This is a genomic window from Pseudomonas yamanorum, assembly GCF_013386765.1.
In the GTDB taxonomy this organism is placed as follows: Bacteria; Pseudomonadota; Gammaproteobacteria; order Pseudomonadales; family Pseudomonadaceae; genus Aquipseudomonas; species Aquipseudomonas yamanorum_A.
Window position 1 is genome coordinate 430,427 of the sequence record NZ_JACARE010000018.1, and the last position, 18,256, is coordinate 448,682.

At 61.4% G+C, this 18,256-nt stretch carries 18 protein-coding genes and 1 other RNA gene; 7 read left to right on the forward strand and 12 right to left on the reverse strand.

All coding sequences use genetic code 11. From position 1 onward, the window contains the following. Positions 1–68: 68 nt before the first annotated feature. Positions 69–1,535: a 4-hydroxy-3-polyprenylbenzoate decarboxylase gene (gene ubiD, locus HX875_RS15345; protein WP_003213983.1), complete on the forward strand. Its 1,467-nt coding sequence runs from the start codon at positions 69–71 to the stop codon at positions 1,533–1,535. After that, positions 1,535–2,503, forward strand: coding sequence for a CDP-6-deoxy-delta-3,4-glucoseen reductase (locus HX875_RS15350; protein WP_177043780.1), 969 nt, complete (start codon positions 1,535–1,537; stop codon positions 2,501–2,503). The genes ubiD and HX875_RS15350 overlap by 1 nt, the downstream gene beginning before the upstream one ends. Before the next feature lie 52 nt (positions 2,504–2,555). Here the strand turns inward: HX875_RS15350 and HX875_RS15355 are convergent, their stop codons facing one another. Continuing rightward, a complete protein-coding gene (locus HX875_RS15355; RefSeq protein ID WP_177043781.1) occupies positions 2,556–3,032 on the reverse strand; it encodes a sn-glycerol-3-phosphate transporter in 477 nt (158 codons plus the stop codon). 327 nt (positions 3,033–3,359) lie between these two features. On the opposite strand from HX875_RS15355, the gene HX875_RS15360 reads away from it, so the two are divergent. Together HX875_RS15360 and HX875_RS15365 are read left to right on the forward strand one after the other, a co-directional pair. Then, positions 3,360–5,753 carry a TonB-dependent receptor plug domain-containing protein gene (locus tag HX875_RS15360; RefSeq protein WP_177043782.1) on the forward strand — a complete coding sequence of 798 codons (2,394 nt, stop codon included), beginning with the start codon at positions 3,360–3,362 and terminating at the stop codon, positions 5,751–5,753. 40 nt (positions 5,754–5,793) lie between these two features. Continuing rightward, positions 5,794–6,447 carry a gamma-glutamylcyclotransferase gene (locus tag HX875_RS15365; RefSeq protein ID WP_177043783.1) on the forward strand — a complete coding sequence of 218 codons (654 nt, stop codon included), beginning with the start codon at positions 5,794–5,796 and terminating at the stop codon, positions 6,445–6,447. Here the strand turns inward: HX875_RS15365 and glpT are convergent. The 3 genes from glpT to HX875_RS15380 all read right to left on the reverse strand — a co-directional run bounded on the left by glpT (position 6,444) and on the right by HX875_RS15380 (position 9,672). Further along, positions 6,444–7,781, reverse strand: a complete 1,338-nt coding sequence (gene glpT, locus HX875_RS15370; RefSeq protein WP_088422139.1) for a glycerol-3-phosphate transporter — start codon at positions 7,779–7,781, stop codon at positions 6,444–6,446. The two genes, HX875_RS15365 and glpT, sit on opposite strands and share 4 nt — an antisense overlap. Positions 7,782–8,001: 220 nt before the next feature. Continuing rightward, positions 8,002–8,619 (reverse strand): flagellar basal body-associated protein FliL, encoded by a 618-nt coding sequence (locus HX875_RS15375; RefSeq protein ID WP_177043784.1) that lies wholly within the window; start codon positions 8,617–8,619, stop codon positions 8,002–8,004. Positions 8,620–8,694: 75 nt separating this feature from the next. Then, positions 8,695–9,672: an NADPH:quinone oxidoreductase family protein gene (locus tag HX875_RS15380; RefSeq protein ID WP_177043785.1), complete on the reverse strand. Its 978-nt coding sequence runs from the start codon at positions 9,670–9,672 to the stop codon at positions 8,695–8,697. A gap of 149 nt (positions 9,673–9,821) precedes the next feature. Between HX875_RS15380 and HX875_RS15385 the strand changes: the two genes are divergently transcribed. Beyond that, positions 9,822–10,229, forward strand: a complete 408-nt coding sequence (locus tag HX875_RS15385; protein WP_177043786.1) for a flagellar basal body-associated protein FliL — start codon at positions 9,822–9,824, stop codon at positions 10,227–10,229. A gap of 159 nt (positions 10,230–10,388) precedes the next feature. Here HX875_RS15385 and HX875_RS15390 read toward each other — a convergent pair whose 3' ends face one another. The 4 genes from HX875_RS15390 to HX875_RS15405 form a co-directional block, all read right to left on the reverse strand. Continuing rightward, positions 10,389–11,507 carry an ABC transporter permease gene (locus HX875_RS15390; RefSeq protein WP_177043787.1) on the reverse strand — a complete coding sequence of 373 codons (1,119 nt, stop codon included), beginning with the start codon at positions 11,505–11,507 and terminating at the stop codon, positions 10,389–10,391. A 1-nt stretch (position 11,508) separates the two neighbouring features. Further along, a complete protein-coding gene (rbbA, locus tag HX875_RS15395; RefSeq protein ID WP_177043788.1) occupies positions 11,509–14,229 on the reverse strand; it encodes a ribosome-associated ATPase/putative transporter RbbA in 2,721 nt (906 codons plus the stop codon). Continuing rightward, a complete protein-coding gene (locus tag HX875_RS15400) occupies positions 14,226–15,191 on the reverse strand; it encodes an HlyD family secretion protein (RefSeq protein WP_177043789.1) in 966 nt (321 codons plus the stop codon). The genes rbbA and HX875_RS15400 overlap by 4 nt, the downstream gene beginning before the upstream one ends. A 139-nt stretch (positions 15,192–15,330) precedes the next feature. Next, positions 15,331–15,780, reverse strand: coding sequence for an EVE domain-containing protein (locus HX875_RS15405; RefSeq protein ID WP_177043790.1), 450 nt, complete (start codon positions 15,778–15,780; stop codon positions 15,331–15,333). Between the two features lie 196 nt (positions 15,781–15,976). Between HX875_RS15405 and HX875_RS15410 the strand changes: the two genes are divergently transcribed. Further along, a complete protein-coding gene (locus HX875_RS15410; protein ID WP_177043791.1) occupies positions 15,977–16,126 on the forward strand; it encodes a hypothetical protein in 150 nt (49 codons plus the stop codon). 7 nt (positions 16,127–16,133) lie between these two features. Here HX875_RS15410 and HX875_RS15415 read toward each other — a convergent pair whose 3' ends face one another. The 4 genes from HX875_RS15415 to HX875_RS15430 all read right to left on the reverse strand — a co-directional run bounded on the left by HX875_RS15415 (position 16,134) and on the right by HX875_RS15430 (position 17,552). Then, positions 16,134–16,763: a 5-formyltetrahydrofolate cyclo-ligase gene (locus tag HX875_RS15415; protein WP_177043792.1), complete on the reverse strand. Its 630-nt coding sequence runs from the start codon at positions 16,761–16,763 to the stop codon at positions 16,134–16,136. Positions 16,764–16,819: 56 nt separating this feature from the next. Next, a non-coding RNA gene (gene ssrS, locus HX875_RS15420) (6S RNA) lies at positions 16,820–16,998 on the reverse strand. A 30-nt stretch (positions 16,999–17,028) separates the two neighbouring features. After that, the gene (locus HX875_RS15425; protein WP_003213956.1) at positions 17,029–17,346 is read right to left on the reverse strand and encodes a cell division protein ZapA; all 318 of its coding nucleotides are present in this window, start codon (positions 17,344–17,346) and stop codon (positions 17,029–17,031) included. Then, the gene (locus HX875_RS15430; RefSeq protein WP_003213954.1) at positions 17,343–17,552 is read right to left on the reverse strand and encodes a TIGR02449 family protein; all 210 of its coding nucleotides are present in this window, start codon (positions 17,550–17,552) and stop codon (positions 17,343–17,345) included. Before HX875_RS15430 ends, HX875_RS15425 begins: the two co-directional genes overlap by 4 nt. Before the next feature lie 138 nt (positions 17,553–17,690). Between HX875_RS15430 and HX875_RS15435 the strand changes: the two genes are divergently transcribed. Then, the gene (locus HX875_RS15435) at positions 17,691–18,248 is read left to right on the forward strand and encodes a YecA/YgfB family protein (RefSeq protein ID WP_003213952.1); all 558 of its coding nucleotides are present in this window, start codon (positions 17,691–17,693) and stop codon (positions 18,246–18,248) included. Positions 18,249–18,256 lie beyond the last annotated feature (8 nt).

Here is an 18,256-nt window from a genome sequence, read left to right on the forward strand (position 1 = left end):
GCTCAATAAGCTGCCAGCGACCGTAAGAGCAGGTAGGATGTACGCCTATTTTACGGGTGGCATGGTTAATGAAATTCAAGGATCTTCGGGATTTCGTGCAGCAACTTGAGCAGCGCGGAGAGTTGAAACGTATCCAGGTGCCGATTTCCCCGGTGCTGGAAATGACTGAGATTTGCGACCGCACCTTGCGCAACAAGGGCCCGGCGTTGCTGTTCGAAAACCCGGTGGGCTTTGATATCCCGGTGCTCGGCAACCTGTTCGGCACCCCCGATCGCGTGGCGTTTGGCATGGGCGCCGAGTCGGTCAGCGAACTGCGCGAGATCGGCAAGCTGCTGGCCTTCCTCAAGGAGCCCGAGCCACCCAAGGGGCTGAAGGATGCCTGGTCCAAGCTGCCGATCTTCCGCAAGATCATTGCCATGGCCCCCAAGGTCGTCAAAGACGCGGTGTGCCAGGAAGTGGTCATCGAAGGCGATGACGTCGACCTCGGCATGCTGCCCGTACAGACCTGCTGGCCCGGCGACGTCGGCCCGCTGATCACCTGGGGCCTGACCGTCACCAAGGGCCCGAACAAGGACCGCCAGAACCTCGGTATCTACCGTCAGCAAGTGATTGGCCGCAACAAGGTCATCATGCGCTGGCTGAGCCATCGTGGCGGCGCGCTGGATTTCCGTGAGTGGTGCGAAAAGCATCCCGGCCAGCCATTCCCGGTATCCGTGGCCCTGGGCGCCGACCCGGCGACCATCCTTGGCGCCGTGACGCCGGTGCCCGACAGCCTGTCCGAGTACGCCTTCGCCGGCCTGTTGCGCGGCAACCGTACCGAGCTGGTGAAATGCCGCGGCAACGACCTGCAAGTGCCGGCCACCGCCGAAATCATCCTTGAAGGGGTGATTCATCCGGGCGAGATGGCCGATGAAGGCCCGTACGGCGACCACACCGGCTACTACAACGAAGTGGACAGCTTCCCGGTGTTCACCGTGGAGCGCATCACCCACCGGATCAAGCCGATCTACCACAGCACCTACACCGGCCGTCCGCCGGATGAGCCGGCGATCCTCGGCGTGGCGCTGAACGAAGTGTTTGTGCCGATCCTGCAAAAGCAGTTTCCGGAAATCACCGACTTCTACCTGCCGCCCGAAGGCTGCTCGTATCGCATGGCCATCGTGACGATGAAGAAGTCGTACCCGGGCCATGCCAAGCGGGTAATGCTGGGTGTGTGGTCGTTTTTGCGACAGTTCATGTACACCAAGTTCGTTATTGTCACCGACGACGACATCAACGCCCGGGACTGGAACGACGTGATCTGGGCCATCACCACGCGCATGGACCCCAAGCGCGACACGGTGATGATCGACAACACGCCGATCGACTACCTCGACTTCGCCTCGCCGGTATCGGGCCTCGGTTCGAAAATGGGCCTGGATGCCACCCATAAATGGCCGGGTGAAACCACCCGTGAATGGGGCCGCGTGATCGTCAAGGACGAAGCGGTGACTGCTCGTGTCGATGCGCTCTGGAAAGAATTAGGAATAGATTGATGCGTGTAACCCTGCAGCCTTCCGGTGCGGTACTTGAACTGACGCCCGGCGAGCGGATCCTCGAGGGCGCGCGACGCCTGGGCTACGATTGCCCCCAGGCGTGCCGCAATGGCGTGTGCCACGTGTGTGCGGCGCTGTTGGTGGAAGGCCGGGTGCAGCAAGCCGGCGAGGTGCGTGACCATGGCGAGTTCTATACCTGCATTGCCGAACCGCTGGAAGATTGCATCGTGTTGTGGGATGGCGTGCTGGCGCCGGGAGAGTTGCCGGTGCGCAAACTGTCTTGCCAACTGAGTGAGTGCGTTGAAGTGGGCGGTGACGTATGGCGCGTGCGCCTACGGGCTCCGGCCGGTAAACCGGTGCGCTACCACGCCGGGCAATACCTGATGATCGAGCGGGAAAACGGCGAGAAGTCGGCGTTCTCCCTGGCCTCGGCGCCCCATGCCGGGCGCGAGCTGGAGCTGCACGTACTGGCCCGGGAAGACAGCGCCCGCAGCCTGCTGGAGCAGTTGCAGCGCAACCAGATGGCGCGCATCGAGCTGCCATTTGGCGATACCCACCTGGCGGAATTGCCCGACGGGCCATTGGTGCTGATCGCCGCCGGTACCGGCATGGCGCAGATGCACAGCCTGATCGAACACTGCCGCGCCAGTGGCTTCAAGTACCCGGTTCACCTGTATTGGGGTGTGCGCCGGCCAGAAGATTTCTACGACATCGAGCACTGGGACCAGTGGCTGCAGCTGCCCAACCTGTTCCTGCACAAAGTGGTCAGCGACCTCTGCGGCTGGGAAGGGCGCTGCGGGCTGTTGCATGAAGCAGTGTGCGAAGACATCAGCGACCTCAAGGCCGTGCACGTCTATGCCAGCGGTTCACCTGCGATGATCTACGGCACGCTGGATGCCTTGGTCGAGGCCGGCATGGATGCGCACCAGATGCGCGCTGACGTATTTGCCTACGCTCCCCGTCCGTAACATGTGGTGAGGGAGCAAGCTCTTTCACCACAGAAGCCCTTCAGCGGCTCAATCAGAACCGAACGCCTGTCGTCACCATCGCCGCATTGAACCCGAGCAACACCAGCTCGGCGGCGACCGGCCCGTAGTGAGTACCCACCGACGGGATGATCACGGGTGCTATCCCCAGCCCATTCAGCGGAATCTTGTCGCGGTACTTGCCGCGATAGCCCTGGATCACGCCCCCCGTCAGCTTCAGGTATACCGGGTAATCGGTCATGTCGTAGCGCTTGCCGGCATAGACGTAGTACGAACGCTGGCTGAACGAGTTGCGAAACGTTGCCCCGCCATACACCAGGCCTGACGCTTCATTGCGTTCCAGGCCGATCAGGTCTTGATGGTTGTTGTGATCCTTGTCCGGCGCAAAGTGCCGGGTGTAGACGCTTGTCTGCGCATACCAGAAGCCTTTCTCGTCCTGGGTCGGTGCTTCGACCGCCAGGGCGGTGGTGGCCTGTGCCAGGAGCAGCAGGCTGGGAAGTCGGTATTTCATGGTGCGACCTCGATAGTCGGTGATTGGGCGGCTAAGTGGGTCGTGACAGATGGCCATTTTGAAGGCTTAAGCCCCGTAAAGGCTGAACGGGCGCTGAAGGTACCGGGCTTGCACGGCTCAATCCTGATGAGCGGACGGGCGGTGCTTATGCATTCGCTTATTCTTTAAAGGTATTTAATTTGTTACATAAATATCATTAAGCTATATGACAACGGACTACCGACTATCTGCCAATAACCAATAAATGACCGCCACCGTCCGCCACACGGATCGATCGTATGAGCTCAGAGCATTGACGTTCTGGCTTTTGATTCCAAGGGGAGCGGTATGGGGAGCAACAAGCAGCACCTGCTGTACACGGCGATTTTGTCGGCTAATTTGCTGACCGCCGTAGGATTCAATCCAGTGGCAGCCGCCGAAGCAGCCACTGCCGATGTACCCAAACTCGATACAGTCATCGTGACCGGCACCCGGGCCCAGGAGCGCACCGCCAGTGCTTCGCTGTCACCCATCGACGTGATTTCCGGCGACACCTTGCGCAGTACCGGCTCTGATGAATTGGGCGCGGTACTGGCCCGCCTGATTCCTTCCATCAATTTTCCGCGTCCAAGCCTGGTAGACGGCGCCGAACTGGTGCGTCCGGCGCAACTGCGCGGCCTGTCGCCGGACCAAGTGTTGGTGCTGGTCAATGGCAAGCGCCGCCACACCAGCGCCTTCGTCAACCTCGGCGGCGCCGTGGGGCGCGGCTCGGCCCCGGCGGATCTGAATGCGATCCCACTGTCGGCGGTGGACCATATCGAAGTGCTGCGTGACGGCGCCTCCGCCCGTTATGGCTCGGATGCGATTGCCGGGGTGATCAACGTGATCCTCAAGCATGACGACCACGGCGGCTCGATCACCAGCAAGTTCGGCGAGTACAAGAAGGGTGACGGGATCCAGCGCAACCTCAGCGGCAACACCGGTGTGGCGTTGGGGGATAACGGTTTTATCAATATCTCGGCCGAAGGAGCCGACAACGATTACACCAACCGCGCCGGCAAGGACTTGCGGCCGGGCAGCGTCGGTTCGACGACCTATGGCCAGCGCGTGTTCCGCCAGGGCGAACCGGCTACCGACCAGGGCAAGCTGTTTCTCAACTCGGCCTATTCCTTCAGCGACGCGGCTGAGTTCTACGCGTTTGGCGGCTACAGCAAGACCCGCGGCGAGACCGCCGCGTTCTACCGGGCCAGCAACGCGAGCAACAACATTCCTGCGCTCAACCCCAACGGTTACCTGCCGCTGATTCGCGGCGACGTGGAAGACACGTCCCTGGCGGTGGGCCTGCGCGGATTGTTGGCCTATGACTGGCACTACGATGTGTCGGTCAACTACGGCAAGAACCAGTACCAGATCGGCACCGAAACCATCAACACCTCGCTGGGCCTGGCCACGCCGCGCAAGTTCGACAACGGCACCCTGGTCAATGACCAGAAGCAACTCAGCCTGGACCTGTCGCGGGAATTCAGCCTGGGCTGGTTGCCGTATCCGGTGTCGGTGGCGTTTGGTGGCGAATACCTGGACCAGGGTTATCAAATCAAGGCGGGTGACCCGGCGTCCTACTACCAGACCGGCAGTTCGGGCCTGGGCGGCTTCCGTGATTCCGACGCCGGCACCAGTACGCGGCATAACTGGGCGCAGTACCTGGACCTGGAAACCAACTTCACCGAAAAACTCAGCGCCTCGGCTGCCGTGCGTCACGAGGACTACAGTGATTTTGGCTCCAACGTCAGCGGCTCGCTCTCGGCCCGCTACGACTTCACCCCGCAAGTGGCCTTGCGCGGCAGTGTTTCCAACGGTTTCCGCGCGCCGTCCCTGGCGCAGCAGAACTTCGCCTACACCTCGTCGCAATTGATCGGCAACACCATCCAGGAAGCCGGTACGTTCCCGGCCAACAGCCAGGTGGCACGCCTGTTGGGCGCTGAAGACCTGAAAGCCGAGAAGTCCCGCAACTACAGCCTTGGCCTGGTGCTGGAACCAACTGACAACTTGACTGTGACTGCCGACGTCTACCGTATCGACATCAGCGACCGCATCAGCCTGTCCTCCAACCTGGACCTGAGCAAGAACCCGGCCGCGCTCGCGTACCTGCAGGCCAACGGCGTGGGCAACATCAACTACACCACTGTGCGTTACTTCACTAACGCCACCGACACCACCACCAATGGCATCGACCTGGTGGCCAACTACCGCTACCAGCTGGATAACGGTGTGCGCTGGAACAGCACCGTGGGCTACAACTACAACCACACCAAGGTCACCGACGTAAAAGCCAACCCGGCTGTACTGGATAGCCTGGGCGCCAGCCTGGTTCGGGTGGACCGGCGCGAGCGCATCGGCCTGCTGGGCGACACCACGCCCCAGCACAAGCTGAGCCTGGGCAACGACCTGAGTTTCGGCAATTGGGCGCTGCACAGTAATCTGGTGCGCTATGGTTCATTTACCAGCTACCAGGCAGACCCGACCAACGACCAAAGCTTCAAGGCCGCCTGGCTGTTGGACCTGTCGGCCGACTACAAGCTGAAAAACTGGACCTTCACCGTCGGCGGCGACAACGTCACCGACAAGTACCCGGAAAAGCTCAATGCCTACGCCAGCAGTGGTGGCAATTTGGCCTATAGCACTTTTTCGCCGTACGGTTACAGCGGCGCGTTCTATTACGGTAAAGTTGCTTACAACTGGTAACAGCTTCTCGTAACCACAAAGGAGACCTAAGCGATCTGCCATGACCGCCATTGAATCTGATCTTTTGCAATTGGCTTACCCTCCGCGGCTCGATCTGGGGCCGCAGCTCACTCACGAACAGTTGATGAGTTCGATGCAGGCCACCATGGCCCGGCACAAGGGTGGGCCGGTCTGGCTATTCGCTTACGGTTCGCTGATCTGGCGGCCTGAATGTTCGTCGACCCAACGGATGCGGGCACGGGTCCACGGTTATCACCGGGGCTTGTACCTGTGGTCTCACGAGCATCGGGGCACGCCGGAAATACCGGGGTTGGTATTTGGCCTGGATCGCGGCGGCTCGTGCAGCGGGTTTGCCTACCGCTTGCCGGAAGATCAACTGGAGGCTTCGCTTTATGCCCTGTGGCAGCGCGAGATGCCTTATCCCTCCTACCGGCCACACTGGCTGACCTGCCGTCTTGAAGATGGCAGCCAGGTGCAGGCATTGGGATTTGTCCTGGAACGGCACCTGCCCAGTTATGCCGGCAACTTGCCCGATATCGTGCTCAATCACGTGCTGCAAAGCGCTTGCGGGCGTTACGGCACTACGCGCGATTATGTCGAGCAGACCGTCAACGCCCTGCGTAGCCACGCCATGCCAGACAAGAATCTGGAGGCGCGGCTCAAGCGGTGTTCCAAAGGCAATGCCTGCGATTAACGTGCGGTACTGACGCTATTGGTGTGCCACAAGGTGGGGATCAGGAACGCAATCGCCAACAGGCACGCGCCGATCAGCAGTACAAAACCGCCGTCCCAGCCGAAATGGTCAACGGTGTAGCCCATGGCCGCACTCGCAGCCACCGAGCCACCCAGGTAACCGAACAAGCCCGTAAAGCCCGCTGCGGTACCGGCGGCTTTCTTCGGTGCCAGTTCCAGCGCCTGCAGGCCGATCAGCATCACCGGGCCGTAGATCAGGAAGCCGATGGAGAACAGCGCGATCATGTCGACCATCGGGTTGCCCGGCGGGTTGAGCCAGTAAACCAGGGTCGCCACGGTGACCAATGCCATGAACACAATGCCGGTCAGGCCACGGTTGCCACGGAAGATCTTGTCCGACATCCAGCCGCACAGCAGCGTGCCCGGAATGCCTGCCCACTCGTAGAAGAAGTACGCCCACGAGGTTTTATCCACGTCGAAGTGCTTGGCTTCCTTGAGGTACGTCGGTGCCCAGTCCAGCACGCCGTAGCGCAGCAGGTAGACGAACACGTTGGCGAAGGCGATGTACCAGAGCATTTTGTTGCGCAGCACGTACTTGACGAAGATTTCCTTGGCGCTGAATTCGTCTTCGTGGCTGGCGTCGTAGCCTTCCGGGTAATCGTTCTTGTACTGTTCGATAGGCGGCAGGCCCACCGATTGCGGGGTATCGCGCATGGTGATGAAGGCAAACGCCGCCACCAGCAGGGCCACGGTGGCCGGGACGTAGAACGCCGCGTGCCAGTCGTTGAACCAGGCCATGCCCAGCAGGAACAGCGGGCCGATCAGGCCACCGCCGACGTTATGCGCCACGTTCCACACGGAAACCACGCCGCCGCGTTCTTTCTGCGACCACCAGTGCACCATGGTCCGGCCACTTGGCGGCCAGCCCATGCCTTGGGCCCAGCCGTTGATGAACAGCAAAATGAACATCATGGTCACACTGGACGTCGCCCAAGGTGCGAAACCGAAAATGAACATCACCCCGGCGGACACCAGCAAGCCGAAGGGCAGGAAGTAGCGCGGGTTGGACCGGTCGGACACCAGGCCCATGAGGAACTTGGACAGGCCGTAGGCAATCGCGATCGCCGACATCGCCAGGCCCAGCTGGCCACGGGTGTAGCCCTCGTCGATCAGGTAGGGCATGGCCAGGGAGAAGTTTTTGCGCAGCAGGTAGTACCCGGCGTAACCGAAGAAAATACCGGCGAAGATCTGCCAGCGCAGGCGTCGGTACGTGCTGTCTATTTTTTCTTCAGGCAGGGGCGCCTGATGTGCGGCAGGACGGAAGAAAGCAAACATTCAAGAGCTCCAGATTTCTTGTTTTGACTGCGGATGCGAATGTTACAGTTTCGTTACCGAAAATAGCACCGCCTCTTATCTGCGGGCATAGGAATTGAGTGCAATTGCATGTTCTTTTACGAACATGTCGCTTAGAGGCAAGTGAGGGGCGTTTTCAGGCGGGAATTTCAAGAACCTGAGGCAAGGGAGCTTGCTCCCTTGCCACAGGCAGCGATACGGCTCAGCCGCCGTTGGCGGCTGCAATATCGCCTGGAAGCAGGTGTTCCTGGACCTTCTGGCTGCGGGATTCCACCAGTTGGCCCTGGTCGTCGAAGCGCAGCACGATCAGCCAGTCATACACATTTTCCGGCCATTTTTTCATGCCGGTCAGCGCCGGGCCGTCGCCGCCAAAGGCTTCGATCAGCTTGTCGATATGCCCATGGTGCCAAGCGATCAGTACGGTCTGGGCCTGGTTGGACTTGCGCAGCGACTTCACCAGCTTGCCCACTTCATTGTCGGCGTAGGGTGTTTCCAGCGGGAGTTGCAGGCGCTGGGCCAGGGGCGTGAGGGTCAGGCGCGGGCGGGAGCTTTCCTTGCTGTCGCTGGTGGCGATCAGCCGCTGGGGCACCACCGAGATACCGTTCAACAGCAAAGGGTCGAAGTAGCTGGCATAGGCCGCCGCCCTTTGTTCGCCTTTGGGGCTCAGCAACGGGCCGTCATCGGGTTTTTCCGCATGGCGCACGATCAGAACCGTCACATTGCTCAGCCCTCGTACGTCCTTGTCCTCTTTATGGGCAAGGGCTTGGGCCGACACCACCATCAATACTCCCAGGAACAGCGCGCGCAACCGTGTGACCATTATTCTTCCTGCCAATGAGTGAGTGCCTCGGCCGATCATGGGCCCAGGCACCTCGTGGACAAAATGAAACAATGGTCAGCGTAGCTGCACCACGACCTTGCCGACAGCCTTGCGCTGGCCCAGGTCATTGATCGCCTGCGCCGCCTGCTCCAGTGGATACACCTGGGATACCAGCGGCTTCAGCTTGCCCTCGGCAAACCAGCCGAACAGTTGCTGGAAGTTGGCCGCGTTGTCCTGGGGCTGGCGCTGGGCAAACGAACCCCAGAACACGCCGACCACCGACGCGCCCTTGAGCAGAGCCAGGTTCACCGGCAGCTCGGGAATACGCCCGCTGGCAAAACCCACCACCAGCAGCCGGCCATTCCAGGCGATGCCACGGATGGCCTGGTCAAACAGGTCGCCGCCCACCGGGTCGTAGATCACATCCACGCCGTTGCCGCCGGTGAGGCGTTTGATCTCGTCCTTGAGGCTGGCTTCGCTGTAGTTGATCAACTCATCGGCACCGGCGGCCTTGGCCACCGCCAGCTTGTCGGCACTGCTGGCCGCGGCGATTACCCGGGCGCCCATGGCCTTGCCGATTTCCACCGCGGCCAGGCCGACGCCGCCGGAAGCACCGAGCACCAGCAGGGTTTCCCCGGGTTGCAGGTTGGCGCGCTGCTTGAGGGCGTGCATCGAGGTGCCGTAGGTCATGCTGAAGGCGGCGGCGGTGTTGAAATCCATGCTCGACGGGATCGGCAGCACGTTGTAGCCCGGCACGGCGACCTGCTCGGCGAAGCTGCCCCAGCCGGTCAACGCCATCACCCGGTCACCGACTTTCAGGTGGCTGACCTTTTCGCCGATCTCGCTGACCACGCCCGCCGCCTCACCGCCCGGTGAAAACGGGAACGGCGGCTTGAACTGGTATTTGCCCTCGATGATCAGGGTGTCCGGGAAATTCACCCCGGCGGCATGCACGTCCAACAGGATTTCGTTCTTCTTGATCGCCGGGCTTTCGACGTCTTCCAGCACCAGGGTTTCGGCGGGGCCGAAGGCTTTGCACAGCACAGCTTTCATCGGACTATTCCTTTTGGCGTGTTGGCCGATAAGTGTAGGTGGGCGGGGCGACGGGTCAACGAGCATGCCCCGGCCTGATAAGCCGCCATAAGCTTGTGCTCAGGGCTGCTAGCGTTATGCTACTGGGCAACCGAATTGAGGAATGAACTGTGAAAGCGTGGATCCTGTTGATGCTGGCCCTGACACTGCCGATGGCAGCCCAGGCCGAAGAAGCCAAAGAAGGCGACGCGCCGAAGGTCAGCTATATCAGCCTGAGCCCGCCGTTCGTCGGTAACTACGGCCTGGACGGCACCGCGAAGCTGCGGGTGTTCAAGGCGGATATCGCCCTGCGGGTGACCGGCCCCGAGGCGGCCGCTGCCGTCAAAGCCAACGATGCGTTGATTCGCAACCAGTTGGTGGCGCTGTTTACCCAGCAGACCAGCGACGCCATGAGCAGCGTCGACGGCAAGGAAAAATTGCGCCAGGAAGCCCTGAAGCAAACCCAGCAAGTGATGAACGACGAAACCGGCAAGCCGGTGGTTGAGGATTTGTTGTTCAACAACCTGATCATCCAGTAACACCACGGAATTGACGTCTGGTAAAAGGGCGCTCCTGTGGCGAGGGAGCTTGCTCCCGCTGGGCTGCGCAGCGGCCCCAAAATCCTGGGAGCGCTTCGCACTGGAGCGCCAGCCCGGTCCAGCGGGAGCAAGCTCCCTCGCCACAAGAGCGCATCGCTCTCAAGAGGCAAGGCTCTTCCTGAATCGCATCAACGCCACCGCAAAAAACAGCAGCCCGATCGCCGCCAGCGCCAGCAAATCCGGCCACACCACGCTCACCCCCGCATCCCGGAACAGAATCGCCGCACTCAAACTCACAAAGTGCGTCGACGGCGAGCCCTGCATTACCCATTGCAACCACTGCGGCATGCTGTCCAGCGGCGTGCTGCCGCCAGACAACAACAGCATCGGGATAATCACCGGGATCGCCAGCAAGCCGAACTGCGGCGTCGAGCGGGCGAGGGTGGCGAGGAAGATACCCAAGGCGGTACTGGCAAACAGGTACAGCGCAGTCACCAGCAGAAACAACGTCAGCGAGCCGGCCAGCGGCACGCCGAGCAAGCCTTTCACCACCACTTCCAGCGACAGCCAGGTGCACAGCACCACCACCAGCATGTTGCTCCAGATTTTCGCCAGCATGATTTCCAGCGCCGTCAGCGGCAGCACCAGCAGATGGTCGAGGGTGCCATGTTCGCGCTCACGCAGCAGCGCGGTACCGGTCAGCACGATGGCGAGAATGGTGATGTTGTTGACGATCTGAATCACCGCCAAAAACCAGCCGCCCTCCAGGTTGGTATTGAACAGCGCCCGGGTGGTCAGCAGCGCCGGTGCCTTTTGGGCGGCGTCAGCCTGGTTGCCATAGGTGAGCAACTCCCGCTGGAAAATCCGCCCGATGTACCCGGCGCCCATAAATGCCTGGCTCATGGCCGTGGCATCGACGTTGACCTGCACCCCCGGCTGGCGCCCGGCCAACAGGTCGGCCTGGAAATTCGCCGGCACATTGATCACGAAGGTGTACTGGCCGCTGTCCATCACCTTGTCCAACTGGTCATACGGCAACGGCACCGCTGCCTGGAATTCCGGCGGTTGCAGGGCTTCGGCCAGTTGCCGGGACAGCGCGCTGTGGTCTTCATCCACAAAGGCCACGCTGGCGTTGTGCACGCCGATCACCGAACCGGCGGCAGGCATATAGATGGCGACGGTAAAGGCGTAGAACAGGAACAGCAGCAACACGCTGTCATGGCGCAGGCTGGTCAGTTCCTTGATGCCAAGGCGCAGGATATGGGCGAACTTGTGCATCTCAGGCCTCCTGCTTCTTGAGCATGATCAGGCTAAGCCCGGTAAACCCCAGGAAAAACCCGAACAGCGCCAGGCACTGTGGCCACAGCTGACGCAGGTCCAGGGCCTTGGTAAAGGTGCCCACCGCAATGTCGAGGAAGTAACCCGCCGGGAACAACATGCCCATCAACGCGGCGGCGCCTTCCAGGGACGAGCGCGGCACGATCAGCCCGGAGAACTGGATGGTCGGCAGGCTGGTGATGATCATGGTGCCCAGGATCGCCGCGATCTGGGTGCGGGTGAACGCGGAAATCAGCAGGCCCATGCTGGTGGTGGCCAGCACGTACAGCAGGCCACCGAAGGCCAGGGTCACGCCGCTGCCCTTGAACGGCACGCCAAACAGCCAGCGGTTCATTGCCACCAGCAGCCCCAGGTTGATCAGGCTTACTGCCAGGTACGGCGCCTGCTTGCCCAGCAGGAATTCCAGGCGGGTGAGCGGTGTGGCGTAGAAGTTGGTGATCGAGCCCAGTTCCTTTTCGCGCACGATGCCCAGGGCGGTGAGCATCGCCGGGATAAACGCAAGGATCAGCGCCATCACGCCGGGGCCGATGGCGTTCACGCTGACCACGTCCTGGTTGTAGCGAAAGCGGGTTTCCAGTTTGGCGGCGGCCTGCTGGTTAAGCGGTGTGCTGTTCAGCTCGGCCAGTTGCTGCAGATTGGCCTGATGCACGGCCTCGACATAATTGCGGCTGGTTTCCGCACGGAACGGCATGCCACCGTCGAGCCAGGCGGCCACGGCAGGTTGGCGACCGGCGTAGAGATCGCGACCGAACCCCGGCGGAACCTCAAGCGCCAGTTTGATTTCCGAACGTTGCAGGCGTTTGTGCAGTTCGTTGGCGTCGGTGATCGGTGGCTGCTCGGCGAAGTAGCGCGAACTGCGAAACGCCTCCAGATAGGCGCGGCTTTGTGGCGTCTGGTCCTGGTCGTAGACGGCGAAGGCGAGCTTTTCCACGTCCAGGGAAATGCCGTAGCCGAAGATCACCATCATGAAAATCGCACCCAGCAAGGCGAAGGCCATGCGCACCTTGTCCCGCAGCAGTTCCTTGCCTTCGCGGCTGGCGACGGCCAACAGGCGGGCGACGCTGAACCCGCGTTTGCTGACGGGCGGCGCCATGGGTTCGCTGACGGTTTCGGCGGGCGCGGCTGCTGCTTCAGGTGCGCCTTGGGCTTGCTCCAGGCAGGTGACAAACGCCGCTTCCAGGGTGTCGCCGTGGAACTGCTGTTGCAGCGCATCCGGTGTGTCGCAGGCCAGCACCTTGCCTGCGTGCATCAGCGAGATGCGGTCGCAGCGCTGGGCCTCGTTCATGAAGTGGGTGGACAGGAAGATCGTCACGCCTTGTTCCCGGGACAGCTCGATCAGCAACCGCCAGAAATCATCCCGCGCGGCCGGGTCGACGCCCGAGGTCGGCTCATCGAGGATCAGCACTTCCGGGCGATGCAGCACCGCCACGGCCAGGGACAAGCGCTGGCGCAAACCCAGGGGCAACTCGCCGGAAGGCTGCTCGGCGACGTCGCCCAGGTCAAAACGCTTGATCAGCTCGTCGATACGTTGGCCGCTCTCGACCTTGGGCAGGTCGAACAACTGCGCGTGCAGCACCAGGTTCTGGCGCACGCTGAGTTCGCCATACAGCGAGAAGCTTTGGGACATGAAACCCACGCGCTTGCGGGTGGCCAGGTCCTTGGCATTTACCGGGTTGCCCAACAGCGTAGCGGTGCCCTCCGTGGCGGGCATCAGCCCGGTGAGGACTTTCATGGTGGTGGTCTTGCCGCAGCCGTTGGAGCCGAGGAAGCCGAAGATCTCGCCCCTGCCAATCGCAAAGCTGACCTTGTTCACTGCCGTGAAATCGCCGAAGCGCAGGGTCAGGTCGTGGGCTTCGATGGCGATGTCGGTGTTGTCGCTTTCCCGTGGCGGTATCACCAGCGGTTCGTTGTTATGGGCGCTGTCGCCCTGGAAATGGGTGAAGGCTTCGTCCAGCTTGCCGCTGGGTGTCGCGGCAGCCAGTTCGCTGCTCAGGCCGTCGGCGATCAGCTTGCCGCGGTCGAGCATCAGGCAGTGTTCGAACTGCTCGGCTTCTTCCATGTAGGCCGTGGCCACCAGCAATGTCAGCTGTGGACGTTCGCTGCGTACGGTTTCTACCAGTTCCCAGAAACGCCGGCGGGACAGCGGGTCGACGCCAGTGGTGGGCTCATCGAGGATCAACAGATCCGGGTCGTGGATCAGCGCGCAGCACAGGCCGAGTTTCTGTTTCATGCCGCCGGAGAGTTTGCCGGCGGGGCGCTCGGCGAAGCGTGCGAGGTCGGTGGCCAGCAGCAGGTTGTGCATGCGCTGGTCGCAATCGGCTTTCGACAGGCCGAACAGCGTGGCGAAGAACCGGATGTTTTCGCTGATGGACAGTTCGGGGTACAGGTTGCCACCCAAGCCTTGAGGCATGAAGGCGATGCGCGGGTACAGGCTGTTGCGGTGACGGCGGTCTTCGATGGAGCCACCGAGCACTTCCAGCTCACCGTGTTGAAGCTTTTTGACCCCGGCGATCAAGCCCAGCAGGCTCGACTTACCGGCGCCGTCCGGGCCGATCAGCCCGCAGCGGGTGCCGGCGGGCAGGCTGAAGGCGATGTCGATCAGCGCCTGTTGCTTGCCGTAGCGATGGTTGATCCCCGTGGCGTGCAGCGCCAGGCCGCTCATTGCAGGTTGGCCGGCCAGTCCAGGTCAGCGGTGCGCACATAGCCGGCGCCGGGCATGCCCGGTTTGGCTTGGGGCACGGCGCTTGGTTGGGTCAGGCGCAGCTTGACCCGGAACACCAGCTTCTGGCGCTCGTCGCGGGTTTCCACTTCCTTGGGCGTGAACTGCGACTTGGCCGCCACAAAGCTGATTTTCGCCGGCAACGGTTGCTTCGGCAGGGCGTCGAGAAGGATCCGCGCCTCACTGCCGACGGTCAGGGCGCCGGTCACCGAGGCGGGCAGGTAGAGGTTCATGTATTGGTCGTTGGGGTCGATCAGCAGCAACACGCGGCCACCGGCGCCGAGCACCTCGCCGGGCTCGGCCAGGCGCAGCTGGATGATGCCGTCAATGGGCGCCCGCAGGCTGCTGTCTTCGATTTCGCTGGTGAGTTGGGCGACCTGTGCCTGTGCGGCGCCGATGGCGGCTTTTACCGAATTGACCTGCGCTTGGGCGGCGATTACGGCGGCGTTGCCGGTGTTCTGCTTGGCTTGCTGCTGGTCGATCAACTGGCCACTGGCGAAACCGCGTTTGTACAGCTCCTGGGTGCGCTTGAGTTCCTGGCTGGCCAACAGTTGTTCACTTTGGCGCAGTTGCACATTGGCTTCGGCTGCAGCGAAATTTTCCTTGGCCCGCAGCACTTCGGCTTCGGCCTGGGCGCGCTGGGCTTCCAGGGTGCGGGTGTCCATGCGCGCCAGCAACTGGCCCTTGAGCACCTTGTCGCCTTCGTCCACCCGTACTTCGGCCAGGCGCCCGGGGATCTTGGTGGCGATCTGCACTTCGGTCGACTCCAGCCGGCCATTGCCCATGCTCAAGCCTTCGGGCAGACGGTCCTGGGTGGATTGCCAATAGCCGAAGCCGCCGGCGGCCAGCAGCAAGACAATCAATGGAATGGCGAAAAGATGGGAGGTGCGGTGGTTCGTCGACATGGGTGCATCCTGCGGCGTTAGCGTCCTAGTTTGACCGATCCTGCCCGAGGGCCCTTGATGCGGGTCAAATGAAGCGCAAGCCTAACCCGGTTGACGCGCAGATGCATGCGCCACGGGCGTGACCGCAGGGTTCTGCCTTTTAGCGCAAGCCGAGCACAGCGGCCCACTGCTCGGCGGTGACGGGCATCACCGAAAGGCGGCTGCCTTTTTGCACCAGGGGCAACTCGGCGAGGGCGGTTTGCTGTTTCAGGTAGCCCAGCCCCAGGACCTTGGGGAAGGTCTCTACATGGGCGACATTGATTGCGCTCCACGGGTTCTTTTCGGGTGTCGCCTTGGCGTCGAAATAATGGCTGTCAGGCTCCAGCGCGGTGGGGTCCGGGTAGGCCGCCTCGACGATTTTGCCGATGCCGGCAATCCCCGGTTCCGGGCAACTGGAATGGTAGAAGAAGAACTGGTCACCCACCGCCATCGCCCGCAGGAAGTTACGCGCCTGGTAGTTGCGAACCCCATCCCACCGGGCTTCTCCGAGCTTTTCCAGGCCGGTGATGGACAGTTCATCGGGCTCGGATTTCATCAGCCAATAGGCCATGTTTTCGCTCCTCAAAAGGCGATTGGGAAAGTTGTCCTGCAATTTTATGACAAACCGACAGTCGGTTGGCGTCAAGGTTTGCGTGTTGGTTCACGTTAACGCAGAATGCCGGGGTTTTGAGCTTGACGCAGCTGGCACGGACTACTAATGGAACGTTGCTGTCATCGTGTGCAAGATGCCTGAAGGGGGGCAATCGATGAAACGCAAACCGGATTTACTATGGATTTTGGTTATTTTGTTCGGCCTGGGCGTTGTGACCACCGGCTATGCGCAGAGCTTGTGGTCGAACAAGACTGACGCACCGATTGAGCTCGCACAGCAACAGCAGCAACCGTTCAAACGCTGACCCGTCTTTAAGGCGCTGCTGATTCCAGTAGCGTCTCTGCCATATACCAATCCTTATCGGTGACTGTGCCCTCAAGCGGTACATCCCAGCTTGCCTGCGCCAATCTTTCGACCTTCTGACATTCATGGGCCAGGCCCAGCAGCGTCGGCTTGCGCCAGGATTTGCGGCGGGCCATATAGGCCAGGCTACGGTCATAAAAACCGCCGCCCATGCCCAGCCGTCCGCCCACATCATCGAACCCGACCAAGGGCAGCAGCACCAGGTCCAGCGCCCAGACCTTGCGTTGGCGGCTGACATTCACCTGCGGCTCGAGGATGCGAAACCGGTTGGGCCTCAGCTTCTCGCCGGGCCGCACTCGCTGGAACACCATCTTGGTTCGCGGCCACGCGCTGAGCACCGGCAGATACGTCGCCTTGCCCCGGCGCTGTGCGGCGCGCAGCAGCAGGCGCGGATCGATTTCACCGTCCGTGGGTAGATATAAGGATATGTGTTTGGCCCGGCGAAACAGCGGGTGCTGTGCCAGTTGCCGATACAGGCCAAGGGCGGCCTGGCGTTGCTCGCTGGGCGTCAGGGCGCGGCGGGCTTTGCGCAGCATGCGTCGAAGTTGCGGGCGGGAAAGCGGCGCAGGTTCGGTCATGGTTTTCGGCTCATAAAACAATGCCAGTCCTAAGACTGGCATTGGATTTGGGAATCAGGCTCCCCGACAGAACCGCTGTCGACTTAGCCCTTGAACCCGAAAGTTCAAGGTGGAAGAAACAGTAGGCTTTAAGGCTTTCCGTCTAGCGGACATGCACACCAGCCCAACGTGTAACTTCCAGGGTAGTGCGAATCGGCTCAGGGACATCGCCGACTGGCAAGCACGCCAGGGAGTGGGGCGAGTATACCCGAAACCGACGCCGCAATCAGCCCTTGGGTGGCTCTGGATCGGTAGAGAGTACCAGATCGACCCGCTCCAGCAGGTCGCGTACCTGCTCGCGCGTCGAGCCGCTGGCCTGCACGTCAGGCCGTTCCTGCTTATGCAGTAAATCGTGGGTAATGTTCAGTGCGGCCATCACGGCGATGCGATCGGCGCCGATGACTTTGCCGCTGCTGCGGATTTCACGCATCTTGCCGTCCAGGTAGCGGGCAGCGCTCACCAGATTGCTGCGTTCTTCCTGTGGGCAGATGATGGAATATTCTTTGTCGAGAATCTGCACGGTGACGCTATTGCTTGAACTCATGAGTCTTGCTCCAGGGCCTTCAGGCGCGAAATCATCGATTCGACCTTACGCCGGGCGATTTCGTTTTTTTCAATGAGGTGAGCGCGTTCCTCGCGCCAGGTCTTTTCCTGAGCTAATAGGAGTCCGTTTTGGCTCTTAAGTTGCTCGACCCGGTTAATTAGCAGCTCGAGTCTGGCCATCAGCGCTTGCAGGTCGGTGTCTTCCATTGGGTTCCACTGGATTTGTCTGATGAATGGCAACTGCTGGATAAACGATCTGACGCCCTCGATAGTCTTGGTACGTCTGCCGATGCTAGGATACAGCGCTTCATTCTAGACATTGCGCCGTCTGGCGCCTAGCTCACCATGCCCATTCAGAACTCCCCGTACGATGCTTTTTCCAAACTGCTGAGTTCCAGCGGTCATCCTTGCTCGCCTGCCGAGCTGCACGGCGTGCTGTTGGGCCGCAGTTGCACCGGTGTCGGCTTTGACGCCGACAACTGGCTGGCCGACGTCGCCGAGCTGCTGGAAACCGAGCCTACCGAAAACGTGCGCAACGCCCTCATCGGCCTGCAAGAGATGGTCAAAGGCGAGCTGACCGGTGATGACGTCACCGTCGTGTTGCTGCTGCCTACCGATGACGCACCGCTCACCGAGCGCGCTGCGGCGCTGGGCCAATGGTGCCAAGGCTTCCTCCACGGCTTTGGCGTGAACGCCGGCGGCCTCGACCTGAGCACCGATGCCCAGGAAGTGCTGCAAGACCTGGCTGCTATCTCCCAGGTGCAAGACGCGCTGGAAGAGTCCGAAGACGGCGAAAGCGACTACATGGAAGTCATGGAATACCTGCGCGTTGCGCCGTTGCTGCTGTTCACCGAGACCCGTAAATCGGCTGAGCCCGCTGCACCCAAGCCTTCGTTGCACTAAGAAAGGAA